Origin of the sequence: Xanthomonas sp. SHU 308, from assembly GCF_000364645.1 — a bacterium.
Taxonomy (GTDB): Bacteria; Pseudomonadota; Gammaproteobacteria; order Xanthomonadales; family Xanthomonadaceae; genus Xanthomonas_A; species Xanthomonas_A sontii.
This window is the reverse complement of the sequence record NZ_AQOK01000399.1, coordinates 1-12,589: the sequence shown is the minus strand read 5'-3', so window position 1 is coordinate 12,589 and position 12,589 is coordinate 1. Positions and strand designations below refer to the sequence as shown.

General features: G+C 71.8%; 11 protein-coding genes. 4 read left to right on the top strand and 7 right to left on the bottom strand.

From position 1 onward, the window contains the following. Positions 1-100 precede the first annotated feature (100 nt). The 4 genes from D588_RS0113310 to D588_RS0113295 form a co-directional block, all read right to left on the bottom strand. Positions 101-541 (bottom strand): XVIPCD domain-containing protein, encoded by a 441-nt coding sequence (locus D588_RS0113310; protein WP_017908683.1) that lies wholly within the window; start codon positions 539-541, stop codon positions 101-103. A 121-nt stretch (positions 542-662) separates the two neighbouring features. Continuing rightward, the gene (locus D588_RS0113305) at positions 663-1,541 is read right to left on the bottom strand and encodes an NAD(P)-dependent oxidoreductase (RefSeq protein WP_081613553.1); all 879 of its coding nucleotides are present in this window, start codon (positions 1,539-1,541) and stop codon (positions 663-665) included. A 58-nt stretch (positions 1,542-1,599) separates the two neighbouring features. Then, positions 1,600-2,697 (bottom strand): NADH:flavin oxidoreductase/NADH oxidase, encoded by a 1,098-nt coding sequence (locus tag D588_RS0113300; protein WP_026143685.1) that lies wholly within the window; start codon positions 2,695-2,697, stop codon positions 1,600-1,602. An 87-nt stretch (positions 2,698-2,784) separates the two neighbouring features. Further along, positions 2,785-3,666, bottom strand: a complete 882-nt coding sequence (locus D588_RS0113295; protein WP_017916331.1) for an NAD-dependent protein deacetylase — start codon at positions 3,664-3,666, stop codon at positions 2,785-2,787. A 242-nt stretch (positions 3,667-3,908) separates the two neighbouring features. Here D588_RS0113295 and D588_RS0113290 point away from each other — a divergent pair, with 242 nt between their 5' ends. Beyond that, positions 3,909-4,649, top strand: a complete 741-nt coding sequence (locus D588_RS0113290; protein WP_043084845.1) for a response regulator transcription factor — start codon at positions 3,909-3,911, stop codon at positions 4,647-4,649. Here D588_RS0113290 and D588_RS0113285 read toward each other — a convergent pair. Next, positions 4,630-6,030, bottom strand: a complete 1,401-nt coding sequence (locus D588_RS0113285) for an ATP-binding protein (protein ID WP_051067873.1) — start codon at positions 6,028-6,030, stop codon at positions 4,630-4,632. The two genes, D588_RS0113290 and D588_RS0113285, sit on opposite strands and share 20 nt — an antisense overlap. Positions 6,031-6,165: 135 nt before the next feature. On the opposite strand from D588_RS0113285, the gene D588_RS0113280 reads away from it, so the two are divergent. Both D588_RS0113280 and D588_RS0113275 read left to right on the top strand, forming a co-directional pair. Then, positions 6,166-8,520, top strand: a complete 2,355-nt coding sequence (locus D588_RS0113280; RefSeq protein WP_017916329.1) for a YadA-like family protein — start codon at positions 6,166-6,168, stop codon at positions 8,518-8,520. A gap of 66 nt (positions 8,521-8,586) precedes the next feature. After that, positions 8,587-10,542, top strand: coding sequence for a S8 family serine peptidase (locus tag D588_RS0113275; protein WP_017916328.1), 1,956 nt, complete (start codon positions 8,587-8,589; stop codon positions 10,540-10,542). A gap of 37 nt (positions 10,543-10,579) precedes the next feature. Here D588_RS0113275 and D588_RS0113270 read toward each other — a convergent pair whose 3' ends face one another. Continuing rightward, a complete protein-coding gene (locus tag D588_RS0113270; protein WP_017916327.1) occupies positions 10,580-10,960 on the bottom strand; it encodes a VOC family protein in 381 nt (126 codons plus the stop codon). 25 nt (positions 10,961-10,985) lie between these two features. After that, positions 10,986-12,239 carry an MFS transporter gene (locus D588_RS0113265; RefSeq protein ID WP_017916326.1) on the bottom strand — a complete coding sequence of 418 codons (1,254 nt, stop codon included), beginning with the start codon at positions 12,237-12,239 and terminating at the stop codon, positions 10,986-10,988. A gap of 99 nt (positions 12,240-12,338) precedes the next feature. On the opposite strand from D588_RS0113265, the gene D588_RS24755 reads away from it, so the two are divergent. After that, the coding region (locus D588_RS24755) for a LysR family transcriptional regulator (RefSeq protein WP_043084842.1) at positions 12,339-12,589 on the top strand (251 nt) is incomplete at its 3' end.

Genomic DNA, 12,589 nt, shown 5'->3' with positions numbered 1-12,589 from the left:
CCCCAACCCCTCTCCCGGAGGGAGAGGGGCTCAGCCATGCTTACCCGGAAACAGGGTCGAAGCTGACGCCTCACCCAGGACGCTGCTCACTCGCCTGCGCTCACTCTGGGCGCAGGCGCAGCGCCAAGCGGCGGTTGACCTTTTCCAGGCGCGCCAGCGAATCCTCCACCGACATGCCGACCGCTTCGTGAGTGGTGATGTGCGCGCGCAGGTGCGCCGGATCGTCCAGGTCGCCGCGCACCAGGAACACGTTCTCGCCATCCTCCACGTCGCCGATCTCGCGGCTGAGCACCACGTGGTCGACCTGGTCGAAACCGTATTCCTTGGCCAGCGGCAGCAGCCGCGCCACCATGCGCTCGCTGATCGCGTCCGGCGCGCGGCCGCAGGCGGCGTCCAGCGCATGCACGCCCTCGCGGATCTGCGCGTACAGGAGATGGTCCGGATGCTCCGGGTGATCGGGCCCGGGCACGGGCTCGCGCACCACCGCGCGCGGTGGCTGGATCGGGGCTCTGTCGCCGGGATCGGACGAATTCGGGCTCATGGCATCCTCCTGTGATGCGCCAGCAAATCGCCGCACCTTAGCGGCAAGCGCGCGCCAGGCTCAAGCGGGTGCGCAGTGTGCGGCATGCGCCGCCAAGGTCCGCTGAAGAGCCGTCGGCGCTTCAGGCCTGGCCGGCGCGGCGCGCGGCGACCTTGGCCAGTGCCGCCCAGTCGAGGTCGCCGTCGCCGTGCGCGATCGCCTCGATGAAGGCATCGCGCAGCACCGCCGCCAGCGGCATCGGCACGTGCCGGGTCTCGCCGGCGTTCAGGGCCAGGCGCACGTCCTTCAGGCCCAGCGTGGCCTTGAAGCCGGCCGGGCTGTAGCGCTGTTCGGCGATCATGCCGCCGTAGGTCTGGTAGGCCGGTGCGGCGAACACGGTGCTGGTGAGCATGTCGAGGAAATCGGCCGCTTCCACGCCGTGCCCGCGCACCAGCGCCGATGCTTCGGCCATGGTGCCGATGGCGCTGGCCAGGCACAGGTTGGCGGCGAGCTTGACCGCGTTGGCCTGTTCCGGGGCGGCGCCGAAATACCAGGTCTTGCGTCCGATGACGTCGAGCAACGGCTGCACCCGCGCCAGCGCCGCGGCATCGCCGGCGGCGAGCAGGTTGAGCTGGCCGGCCGCGGCCACCTCCACACGCCCCAGCACCGGCATCGCCAGGTAGGCGACGCCGCGCTCGGCATGCAGCGCGTGCAGTTCGCGCGCCAAGGCCACCGAGATGGTGGCCATGTTGACGTGCACGCTGCCGGCGGTGAGCGCGTCCAGCGCGCCGCGATCGAGCAGGGTCTCGCGCACCGCGGTGTCGTCGGCCAGCATCGAGAACAGCACCGGCCCGCGCACCGCATCGGCCGGTTGCGCGGCCTGCTGCGCGCCGGCCTCGAGCAGGGGCTGCGCCGCCGCGGCGCTGCGGTTCCAGACCGTCAACGCATGGCCGGCGCGCAGCAGGTTGAGCGCGATCGGCTGGCCCATCGTGCCCAGGCCGAGAAATCCAATCGTCGTCATTGCAGGCTCCCTGAAGGAATCGAAATGGAGGACGCCACCAGCGCGCGCGGCGCGCCGGTCAGGCGTCGAACACGCCGCGCGCCGCATGCGGCTCGCAACGCAGGTATTGCGGCGACGGGCGTACCCGCGCGCCCAGCGCGGCGGCCGCGTGCCACGGCCAGCGCGGATCGTAGAGGATGCCGCGGGCCAGCGCGATGGCATCGGCACGGTCCTCGGCGAGGATGGCTTCGGCCTGCTGCGGCTCGGTGATCAGGCCCACTGCGATCACCGGCATGCGCACCGCGCGGTGCAGCGCCTCGGCCAGCGGCACCTGGTAGCCGGGCGCCACCGGAATGCGCTGACGCCGGTCCAGCCCGCCGCTGGATACGTGCAGATAATCGCAGCCCTGCGCCTGCAATGCCTGCGCCAGCGCCTCGCTCTGCGCCAGGTCCCAACCGCCGTCGACCCAGTCGGTGGCGGAGATGCGCACGCCCACCGCGATGCTCGGCGCCACCGCGGCGCGCACCGCCGCATGCACGCGCAGCAGCAGGCGCATGCGGTTCTCCAGGCTGCCGCCATAGGCATCGGCGCGCTGATTGCTCAGCGGCGACAGGAACTGGTGCAGCAGGTAGCCGTGTGCGGCATGCAATTCGATCAGCTCGAAGCCGAGTCGCTCGGCGCGCCGTGCCGACGCCACGAACGCCTCGACGATGGCGTCGATGCCGGCCAGGTCCAGCGCCTGCGGCGACGGGCCGTCGTCGGCGAATGCCTGCGCCGACGGCGCCACCGTCTGCCAACCGTTCGGCTGCTCGGGCGCGATCGCGCCGCCGCCGTCCCAGGGCTTGTGCGTGGACGCCTTGCGCCCGGCATGCGCGAGCTGGATGCCCAACGGCATCGGCGACCAGCGCCGCACGGAGCGCAGCACCGTGTCCAGCGCCGCCTCGGTGGCGTCGTCCCATAGGCCCAGATCGGCGTAGCTGATGCGCCCACGCGGCTCCACCGCGGTCGCCTCCAGGATCAGCAGCCCGGCGCCGGACTGCGCCAGTTGCCCGAGATGTTGGGTGTGCCAGTCGCTGGCACGGCCGTCCTCGGCGGAGTACTGGCACATCGGTGCGATCACGATGCGGTTGGACAACGACAGCGGCCCCAGCGCGAGGGGCGAGAACAAGTGACTCACGATACGGATCCATGGAAACGCCGCGCGCGGCGCGGGAAGCGGCCATTGCACTCCTGCCGCACAACGCGATCAACCACTGCCGATGGATCAGTTCGTGCCGGGATTTGGAACGCGCGCCGCTGCCGGCAACAGGAACGCCAGCGCCTGCGCGCACGACTGCTCCACTTTCAGGCTCAGCAGATCGTCGCCGCGGGTGCGGCCCAGGTTGACCGCGGCGATCGGCAGCCCGGCCTTGGCCGCGGCCTGCACGAAGCGAAAGCCGGAATAGACCATCAGCGACGAGCCCACCACCAGCACCGCGTCGGCGCGCTGCAGATGCGCGAAGGCACTGGCCACGCGCTCGCGCGGCACGTTCTCGCCGAAGAACACCACATCCGGCTTCAGCACGCCGCCGCAATGCGCGCAGGCCGGCACCACGAAGCTGGCGAAATCCTCGCCCTCCAGGTCGGCATCGCCGTCGGGCGCCGGCGCGGCCTGCAATGTCGCCCACTGCGGGTTGTGCTGCAGCAGGTGCTGCTGGAACGCCTCGCGCGGCATGCGCCGCTCGCAGCCCATGCAGCGCACCACGTCCAGGCGCCCATGCAGGTCGATGGTGGCGCGGCTGCCGGCGACCTGGTGCAGGCCATCCACGTTCTGGGTCAGCAGCAGTTCGACCTGGCCGCGCGCTTCCAGCTGCGCCAGCGCGGCATGGGTGGCATTGGGCCGCGCATGGCCGAAGCGCGGCCAGCCGAGCAGGCTGCGCGCCCAGTAGCGCTGCCGCGTCGCCAGCTCGCCCATGAAGGCCTGGTAGGTCACCGGCTGCGCACGCTTCCAGTCGCCGGCGGCGTCGCGGTAGTCGGGAATGCCCGAGTCGGTGCTGCAGCCGGCACCGGTCAGCACGAACAGGCGCCGATGGCGGTCGACGAACGCTTCCAGCGCGGACGCCGCTGGCTGTGCGGACGCGGGGTGATCCTGCAGCAACTGCGACATCGTGAAGGTCCCGGAGTGGTGGAGGCGCACGCGACGACGGCGTGTCGGCTTCCTATCTAGGGGGTGGGCGGCAGCAACGCAAGCCCTGGCCGCCACGGCCGCTGAAGCGTTGCCGCGCGCATTGAAAGCCCGCTGGAAACTGGCTACTGTCCAGGGCGCGGCAGGATGCTCGGCGTTCACGGCACCCTGCAGGCCGCACGCCGCCTCCGTGAGGAATGCCGTCCCTTCGCCGATTCCGTCTCGTGAGCCGCGTTTCCGATCCCACCCCGTCCCCGCTCGCCGCTGCCGCCAACGCCCCACTGCGGGTGGCGTTGCTGGAGGACGACGATGTGCTGCGCGACCGCGTGTTGCTGCCGGGCCTGCAGCGGCACGGCTTCGAGGTCACGCCGCTGCGCACCGCGCAGGCGCTGTGGGCGGCGCTGGAGGCGCAGCGTTTCGACCTGATCGTGCTCGACATCGGCCTGCCCGACAGCGACGGCTTCACCCTGACCCAGCAACTGCAGGAACGCCGCCCCGGCATGGGCATCGTCATCCTCAGCGGCCGCGGCGAGCAGCCGGATCTGGTGCGCGGGCTGGTCCAGGGCGCGGATGCTTACCTGATCAAGCCGGTGCAGATCGAGATCCTCGCCGCCACCTTGTTCAGCGTGGCCCGGCGCATGCTGCGGCCGAGCGCGCCGGCCAGCGAGGAGTGGCAACTGCAGGACGACGGCTGGTGCCTGTTCGCGCCGGACGGGCAGGCGGTGCCGTTGACCGCCTCCGAACGCAAGGTGCTGCAGAGCCTGTGGCAGGCGCGCGGACGCCTGGTCAGCCGCGATGCGTTGATCGGCATGCTCGGCGGCAATGCCGGGCTGGAGATCGATCCGCACCGGCTGGACGCGTTGTTGCATCGGCTGCGGCAGAAAGTGCAGGAGCGCACCGGCAGCGCGCTGCCATTGCGCGCGGTGCGCGGCGAAGGCTATCTGCTCATGCCGCAGGAGCGCTGAGCCCGGCCAGCGGCAGGCGCAGCACGAAGCAGGTGCCGGCGCCGGGCGCGCTGCGCACCTGCAGGCTGCCATGCGCCTGTTGCGCCATCTCGAACGCCACCGCCAGGCCCAGCCCGGTGCCCTGCCCGGCCGGCTTGGTGGTGAAGAACGGCTCGAAGATCTGCCGTTGCACGGCCTCGCTCATGCCCACGCCGGTATCGGCAATGGCGATGGCGACGGCCTCGCCATCGCGGCGCAACTGCAGCGAAAAGCAGCCGCCGCCGGGCATCGCATCGCGCGCGTTGGCGGCGAAGTTGAGCAGCGCCAGGTCGAAGCGGCTGCGATCCAGGAACACCGGCGCCGCTTCGGTGGCCAGATCCAGGCGCAACTGTACCGCGGCACCGAACAGTTGTCGCAGCATCGGCTGCAGGCTGCGCAGCGCTTCGCCGGCATCGAAGCGCTCGGGCACGCTCGCCTCGCGGCGACTGAAGCTCAGCAGCTTGCGACTGACCGCCACTCCGCGATGCGCGGCCAGGGCCACGCCTTCCAGTGCATCGGCCAGCACCAGCGCATCGCGCGGCGGGTGATAGTCCAGTTCGTGCACGCAATGGCGTTGCTCGGTGTAGCCGAGGATCGCACTGAGGATGTTGTTGAAGTCGTGCGACACGCCGCTGGCCAGCTGCTCCACCAGCTCGATCTTCTGCAGATGCAGCAGGCGTTGCTGCGCCAGGGTGCGTTCGCGCATCTCCACGCGCAGGCGCGCGGCGCTGCGCCGCGCGCGCCACAGGCTCTCGCGCAGCGCGGCGACGGTGCGGTCCAGCACCAGGGTGATCATCAGGTAGCTCAGCGCCAGCGAGGGCAGGTTCTGGAACGGGCTGCGGGTGCCGCGCGGGTCCTGGCCCCAGGGGCTTTCCATGCCCAGCCAGAAGATCAGCGGGATGCACAGGTACACCAGCCACAGCGCGCGGCGCCCGATCACCAGCGCGGCCAGGGTCAGCATCATCATCGGGTACGGATCGAAGGCCTGCAGCTGATAGCCGAACGCCAGGTTGGCGGCGACCGCCGAGCACAGCACCACCGCGATGAACGCGGCGGCGGCCTGTTTCAGCAGGCCGCGGCGGATCATCCAGACCCCACCCCAGGCCGCGGCGGCGATCGCCGCATCGGTGCCCACGTCCACCGCCAGCTGCATCGTGCTCATCTCGATGCGCGGTGCGGTCAGCAGGTGGTAGAGCTTGTTGAGCGGGATCTCGCTGCCCAGGAACACGAACAGCACCTGCAGCGCGGGCGCGTTGCGCCGGTCGAGCGGATCGGCGATCGGCACCCGGCGCAGCCACAGCGAGAGGCGCCGCCACAGCCGCGCGGCAAGCGCGACCGGCGCAGAGTGCGCACCCCATCTCACCCAGGCTCCCATGACGGTGAGTCTACCGTGAGGGAGACGTGAATTTACGTGCATTGAAGGGGGCTGGGCTTGCGGCCTTAATCGGGCCTGACTCGTTGTCGGGACGACGCTCCCGGCCCCAGCCCGGAATCGACCATGCCTCTTCTGCCCAATGCCCTGCGCGCCGCCGTGCGCCCGCTGTCGTCGTCCTCGTCCATCCTGCCGCAGGCCTCTGACGGTCTGTTGACCGCCGCGTTGGTGCTCGCGCTGAGCCTGCCCTCGAGCGCCTTCGCGGTCACTGCCACGGCACCGACCGCGGCGACCCAGCCGCCATCGCGGGCACCGCAGGGCGACGCCACCCGCACCGAGACGGACAGCGCCGACGCCGACGCGGCGCCGCAGGACGCCACCACCCAGGACGTGCAGCCCGGCAGCCAGAACACCACCCACTACTTCCTGGCAGAAGGCTTGAACGACGGCAGCGACTACGCCAGCGCCGCCGGCCTGCGCGCGGTGGCGATGGGTGCACGCGCCGACGCCTCCGGCGCCTTCGCCATCGCGATCGGCCACCACACCGTCGCCTCCGACAGCGCCGCCATCGCCATGGGCGACGGCGCGGTCGCCAGCGGCACCTCGGCGATCGCGATCGGCGGCAGCTTCTTCGGCAGCACCTACGGCGACTCGGCCGGCGCGCAGAGTACCGGCTTCGGTTCCCTGGCCCTGGGCACGGCCGCCACCGCAACCGCTGACAGTGCCAGCGCGTTGGGCTGGAACACCAGCGCCAGCGGCTCCGGCGCCACCGCAGTGGGTGCCACCGCATCGGCCAGCGCCAACTACGCCACCGCCAGCGGCTCCTCGTCCAGCGCCAGCGCCGAGCAGGCCAGCGCGTTCGGCTATGCCGCCAATGCCAGCGGCACCGGGGCCGTCGCCAACGGCGGCTACAGCGTCGCCTCCGGCTTCTTCGGCGTGGCGATGGGCTACACCGCCACCGCCAGCGGCGACGGCGGCATCGCGATCGGCGACAGCGCCTCGGCGGCCGGCCAGCAAAGTGTGGCGATCGGCGCCAGCAATGCGGGCGTGCCGGCGCAATCCAACGGACTGGGCGCGGTCACCGTCGGCGCCGGCGCCTGGGCGCTGTCCGACTACGGCACCGCGCTGGGCTTCGACAGCCATGCCGACGCGGACTACAGCATGGCGCTGGGCGCCTCCGCGCTGGCGACCAGCACCAATGCGCTGGCGGTGGGCGCCAGCGCCTTCGCCGACGGGCAGGACGCCAGCGCCTTCGGCGCCATCGCCAGCGCCAATGCCGCCGGCGCCACCGCGCTCGGCAGCGGCGCCTCCGCACTGACCGCGGGCAGCGTCGCGCTGGGCTACAACAGCGCCGCCACCGGCGCCAACAGCGTGGCCATCGGCGCCGGTTCGATGGCCGACCGCGACAACGCGGTCGCCTTCGGCAACGACGGTGCGCTGCGCCAGCTCACCTACATCGCCGCCGGCACCGCCGACACCGATGCGGTCAACGTGCTGCAGTTGCGCAGCATCGCCAGCGCGCTCGGCGCCGGCAGCGCGGTCGGCGGCGACGGCAGCTTCAGCGGCGGCAGCTACCTGATCCAGGGCCGCAGCTACGGCACGGTCGGCTCGGCGCTGTCGGCGCTGGATGGTGCGTTGTCGGCGCTGGACACCCGGGTCGGCAGTGGCGCCGGTAGTGTGGCAGTGGGCGGCGGCGGCACCGGCGGCCCCAGCGTCGGCGCCGGCACCAATGCCGTGGCGGTGGGCGCGCAGGCCACCGCCAACGGCCAGAACGGCACGGCGATCGGCTCCAACGCACTGGCCTACGGCCCCAACGACACGGCGCTGGGCGGCAACGCACAGGTCAACGCCGACGGCAGTACCGCGGTCGGCGCCAACGCCAGCATCAGCGCCAATGCCACCAACGCGGTGGCGGTCGGCGAAAGCGCCACGGTCACGGCCGCCTCCGGCACCGCCATCGGCCAGGGCGCGTCGGTCTCGGCGAGCAATGCCGTGGCGATCGGCCGCGGCTCCTCCGCCACGCGCGCCAATACCGTCTCGGTCGGCAGCGCCGGCAACGAACGCCAGATCAGCAACGTCGCCGCCGGCAGCGCGGCCACCGATGCGGTCAACGTCGCGCAGATGCAGGCCGGCGACAGCGCCACCCTGAGCAGCGCCAACGCCTACACCGACAGCCGCATGGCCGGCTGGGACGACAACCTGACCAAGCTGCGCACCGACACCGACCAGCGCTTCCAGCACCTGGACCGGCGCATCGACCGGATGGGCGCGGTCAGCGCCGCCTATGCCGGCATGGCGGTCAACACCTCCGGCCTGGCCGGGGCCAACCGCATCGGCGTCGGCGTCGGCTCGCAGGGCGGCGAAAGCGCGCTGGCGGTGGGCTACCAGCGCGCGATCGGCAACCGCGCCAGCGTCTCGCTCGGCGGCGCCTTCTCCGGCAGCGAGAAGAGCGTGTCCGCCGGTGCCGGCTTCAGCTGGTGACACGGCCGCAGGTGCCGCCCCTTCCTTGATTTCCACGCCTTCGTCGATCTTCGCAGAGACACCGCCATGACCCACGCCACCCCGCTTTCCCGCAACCTGCTCGCCCTGTCGCTGGGCCTGGCCCTCGCCGGCACCGCGCAGGCGCAGACCGCCCCGCGCTTCTCGGTCCTGGCCCAGGCCGCGCCCGGGCAATCCACCGTCTACGACGGCCTGATCGTGACCTACCGCGACGGCAGCAGCGCCGTCCGCGACCCGCGCGCCGCCAGCGCCACGCTGAACCAGATCATGGCCGCGCGCAGCACCGCCAGCACCTGGACCAGCACCTACCGGCAGACCGCCCCGGCCTTGAACCGGGTGCGTCGCCTCGCCGTCGGCGCCGACCTGGTGCGGCCCAGCCGCGCGCTGACGCCATCGCAGCTGCAGACGCTGATCGCCAGCCTGAAGGCCGACCCCGCAATCGCGCACGTGGAGCCCAACCTGGTGCTCAAGCCGGTACGCAGCGCCGCGCAGGCCACGGCCAGCGCGGCAAGCGCACCGAACGATCCCGGCTATTCCGTGCAGTGGCACCTGCGCACGCCCGATGGCCACCTGGAAACGCTGGCGCCGGAGACCACCGGCTATCCCAACCGTGGCGGCATCGATCTGTTGCCGGCCTGGCAATACGGCACCGGCCAGGGCGTGGTGGTGGCGGTGATCGATACCGGCATCACCGCGCATCCGGACCTGGATACCTCGCTTGCCAGCGCCGGCTACGACTTCATCAGCGATGCGCTGATGTCCGGCCGCGCCAGCAACGGACGCGTCGCGGGCGGCTGGGACACCGGCGACTGGACCACCGACGACAAGTACCTGGTCGCCAACGGCGGCTGTGCGCAACCGCAGGAACAGACCGACAGTTCCTGGCACGGCACCCACGTCGCCGGCACCATCGCCATGCGCACCAACAACGGCATCGGCATGGCCGGGATCGCGCCGGACGCGAAGATCCTGCCGATCCGCGCGCTCGGCCATTGCGGCGGCACCACCGCCGATATCGCCGATGCCATCGTGTGGGCCTCGGGCGGCCACGTCGACGGCGTGCCCGACAATGCCAACCCCGCCGAGGTGATCAACATGAGCCTGGGCGGCGGCGGCGCCTGCGCGCAGGATTCGGTCACCGCCAATGCCATCGCCAGCGCGATCGCGCGCGGCAGCGTGGTGGTGGTGGCCGCGGGCAACGACAACGCCGACGCCGCGGGCTATTCGCCGGCCAGTTGCCCGGGCGTCATCAACGTCGCCGCCACCGGCATCACCGGCGGTCGCGCCTACTACTCCAACTTCGGCAACACCATCACCCTGTCCGCGCCCGGCGGCGGCGTGTACGCCAACGATGCATCCAGCGGCGCGGGATCGGTGCGCACCGGCCTGGTCTGGTCCACCCTCAACAACGGCACCCATGGTCCGGACCAGCCGGCCTACGCCGGCTACGCGGGCACATCCATGGCCTCGCCGCACGTGGCCGGCGTGGTCGCGCTGGCGATCAGCGCGGCGATCAACGCCGGCCGGCCGGTGCCGACGACCGCGCAGATGCGCGACATCCTGACCCAGACCTCCAACGTGTTCCCGGTGAAGCCGACGCTGCGCATCGGCGCCGGCATCCTCAATGCCGGCAAGGCGGTCGCGCGCGCCGCCGGCGCCAGCGGCGGCGGCGAGGAAGCCACCGCCACGCCCATCGCGCGCGGCACGCAGAGCCGGCTGTCCGCCGCTGCGGGCCAGGGGCCGCTGTACCGCCTGGATGTCCCGGCCAACGCGCGCAACCTGCAACTGCGCACCCTGGGCGGTAGCGGCCAGCTGCGGCTGTACGTACGTGCGGTGCGCGCACCCAGCGCCGACGGCAACGATGCCGACTACAGCTCGGTGCGCAACGGCACCACGCAGAACGTGCAGATGGCGCTGCCGGCGACCGGCAGCTACTTCTTCCGCCTGGTCGGCGGCAGCGGCGGCTACGCCAACGTGACCCTGTCGGTGAGCTACACGGAGTGACCGAACGCCACGGGCGCTGCCGCGGCGGCGCCCCTGTTCACGACGGGTTGGCGACCTCGATCAGGTTGCCGTCCGGATCGCGGAAGTACAGCGACAGGATCGGTCCGCGGGCGCCGGTGCGTTGCACCGGCCCGTCCTCGATCGGCACGGCGGCAGCGCGCAGTTCCTCGGCCACCTGCGCCAGCGGCGTGGCGGTGAGAAAGCACAGATCGGCCGAGCCCGGCGTCGGCACCCGCGCCTTCGGGTCGAACGCGTGGCCATGCCGATGCAGGTTGATCTTCTGCGCGCCGAACGCCAGCGCCTTGCGGCCTTCGCCGAAGGTCACCACGCGCATGCCCAGCACCCGCGCATAGAACGCGCAGGTCGCCTCGATGTCGGCGACGGTGAGGACCAGATGGTCGAGATGGTCGATCTGCATTGCGGAATGCTCGTTGGAGGGCGGCTCACTCGCCGCGCGGCGGATGCGGCCCGAAGCGGCCGTAGGGGCGGCTGTCGTCGGCGCCGCGGCGCAGCACCTGCGCGGAGACCAGGCCGATGCCCAGCAACACCAGGCAGCACGCGACCAGTGCGTTCCAGCCGCCGTGCTGCCACGCCGCACCGCTGAGCGAGCCGATCACACTGGCACCGGCGTAGTACGCCAGCAGGTACAGCGAGGCGGCATGGCCCTTGAACTGCCCGCCCAGGCGCCCGACCCAGGCGCTGGCCGCCGAATGCGCGACGAAGAAGCCGATGGTCAGCAGCACGATGCCGGCGACGACCGGCACCAGCGCATGCGCCAGGGTCAGCGCCACGCCCAGCGCCGCGGTGGCGATGCCGGCCAGCACCACCGGGCCGCGACCGAACCGGTCCGAGGCGGCGCCGGCGACCGAGGACGATACGATGCCGAACACGTAGGCGCTGAAGATCATGCCGAGCTGGCTCTGGCTCAGCCCGAACTCCGGCCCGCCCAGGCGGAAGCCGGCGTAGTTGTAGACGCTGACGAACACGCCCATCGCCAGGAACGGGATCGCGAACAGCCACGGCAGGTGGCGATCGCGCAGATGCCCGCCCCAGGCGCGCAGGTGGAAGCGCAGATTCACTCCCTGGCGGCGCACGAAGTGCCGCGACGGCGGCAGCAGCCACACGAAGCCGACCGCGGCCAGCAGATCCACTGTGCTCAGCGTGGCCAGCGCAACGCGCCAGTCGAAGTGGTCGGTGAGCATGCTCATGCCGATGCGGCCGACCATGCCGCCGAACGCATTGCCGGCCACATACAGCCCGGTGGCCGCGCCGAGCCGGCTCGCCGGCAGTTCCTCGGCCAGGTACACCATCGCCACCGCCGGCACGCCGCCCAGGGCGATGCCGGACAGCGCGCGCACCACCACCAGCGCGCCCCAGTGCGGCAGGTAGGCCGCGAGCAGGTTGAGCAGCGCCGCCAACGCGATCGACACGAACATCAGCCCGCGCCGGCCCAGCGTCTCCGACACCGCGCCGGCGCAGAAGATCGCGATCGCCAGGCCGCCGGTGGCCAGCGACAGCGGCAATGAGCTGGCCGCCGCGCTGAGCCCGAACTCGCGGGCGAATTCGGGCAGCAGCGGCTGCACGCTGTACAGCAGCGAGAAGGTGGCGAAGCCGGCCAGGAACAGCGCCAGGCGGATGCGCAACAGCGGCGCATCGTCCACGGCGTGCACCGGCGGGCATTGGCTGGAGGCGTTCACGGTGTGGGTCGCGGCGGAAAACGGATGGCCAGTATTCGCCTGCCGTCACCCGGCGTCCAATATATGATTTTCCCACTCTCCATATGCTCTGGATATGACATGGAACTGCGCCACCTGCGCTACTTCCTGGCCGTGGCCGAGGCCGGGCACTTCACCCGCGCCGCCGCGCAGTTGGGCATCCAGCAACCGCCGCTGAGCCAGCAGATCCGCGCACTGGAGGAGGAACTGGGCACGCCGTTGTTCGTGCGCACGCCGCGCGGCGCCGAACTCACCGATGCCGGTCGCGCCTTCCGCACCGAAGCCCGGCGCGTGCTCGCCGACCTGGAACGCGCCGGCGATGCCGCGCGCCG